Source organism: Euzebyales bacterium (assembly GCA_035461305.1).
In the GTDB taxonomy this organism is placed as follows: domain Bacteria; phylum Actinomycetota; class Nitriliruptoria; order Euzebyales; family JAHELV01; genus JAHELV01.
In genome coordinates this window covers 1-1,547 of record DATHVN010000071.1, presented here as the reverse complement: position 1 = coordinate 1,547, position 1,547 = coordinate 1, and the positions used below count along the sequence as shown (strand labels likewise).

The following is a 1,547-nucleotide window of genomic DNA, read 5'->3' as shown; positions in this document are numbered from 1 at the left end:
GCGGCCTGGATCAGGCGGAACGCCGCCGCAACCATCCCCAACGGCCTGTGCACGGACTGCAGCAGGACGTACAGCCCGACCGCGACCGCGACGTCGAAGCCGCATCAACAGGTCCGCGGCGATCCCGGCCCGGAACAGCCCCTCCGAGGCTGCGATGTTGCCGGCCGACGGGTCCCTCGGCTCGCCGAGCACGGCGCGGCCTCGCGGTGCGGTCGAGATCGCACAATGGAGCTGGCCCTGGCCACCTACCGCACCCTGACCCCCGGACACCATGCTCCACGACGCCACGCGCGGCGACGCATCGGAGGTGCAGATCGCCGATCGGTGCGCAGGGCCGATCCGGTGTTCAGCCGCACACATCCGACAGCGCGATGTCCGTAGTCGTGCCCGGGGCCACCTCGGTCACGCGGCCGCCGTAGCCGACCTTGATGGCCGAGCCGGCCGGCGTCGTGACCCTGATGCGGTCGCGATCGATGTCGAAGAGCACGTCCCAGGCCCGACGGTAGCGGATCGTGAACTGCAGACGGTCGATCTTCCAGGTGTGGGATCGGCCGGCTCGAGTTCATCTCCGTCTTCGCGACTGTTCGGGTGTCTCTACGCACCGTCAGAGGTCGGCTGTGGGCGGCAACTCCGGCATCCCCGCCTCGATCCCCACCGCGGTCGCCGACGACATCGCCTACGTCGGCAACGGGCGTGTGCGCGTCCGAATCCCAAGCCCGCTCAGCGGATCACCGCTTCCACATCTGCATCGTTGTCCAACGCTGCCGTCGTCATGGCCACGCCGACCGGCAGCCGCGCTTTGGAGGCGCCGAAGCGCTCATCGTGGTCGGACGTCGACCCTCGCCGCCGTCTGCGCCGGGTCCACCAGGGGGTCGCGGCGCGCCGCCGAGCGCGATGCAGCTCGAGTGTGCCGTGAGTGAGCACGATGGTGTCGCCGGCGGTGGTTGCCCGGGCGGGTGACGGTGGCGATCTCCGGGCCCGAGGCCAGCGCTCGTGGCCACCGACCGATCTCACCGTCGCCTGATCGCCTGACCCTGCTGTGTGGCGGCCAACTGCACCGATGTGCTGCCCGTCGAGGACAGCGAACCCGAGCGGCTCCTGCGCAAGTGCGCGCCGGCGCCGTGTAGATGTGGACGGTGCACGGGTCGAGAGTCGGTCTCAGCTACGGTCGCCCTCATGCGTCCCCGAAAGGTGCGACCAGCATTCTGAGACAATCTCAGGCCCCTGAACAGCGGAGATGCGGTCAGGGCCCTATTCGCGCCGTAGCACAGCGCGACGGCGAGCATCTGCTCTACTCACGATTATCGGTCCTCGCTGTGCGCATCGGCCCGGGCGACAGCGTCGAGTCGCCGTGCGGGGTCGGCTCTCCTGGCTGCTGTGGTCAGCGCACATCCGCTGCGGATTCAGGTGGCGTCCCAGCGCTGGTGTAAATGGAGGCATCAAGCGCGGGTTCCTGAGCGGTGATGTTACGCGACGGCGGGGACGGTTTCGGACAGGTCGGTCGGCTGCTCGAGTGACGTGTCGTGACGGTGGAACAGGTCGGCGCG

Annotated in this window: 1 protein-coding gene; it reads right to left on the bottom strand. The window is 69.2% G+C overall.

The genetic code is table 11. From position 1 onward, the window contains the following. Positions 1-346: 346 nt before the first annotated feature. The gene (locus VK923_06595) at positions 347-523 is read right to left on the bottom strand and encodes a hypothetical protein (GenBank protein HSJ44332.1); all 177 of its coding nucleotides are present in this window, start codon (positions 521-523) and stop codon (positions 347-349) included. Positions 524-1,547: the final 1,024 nt, after the last annotated feature.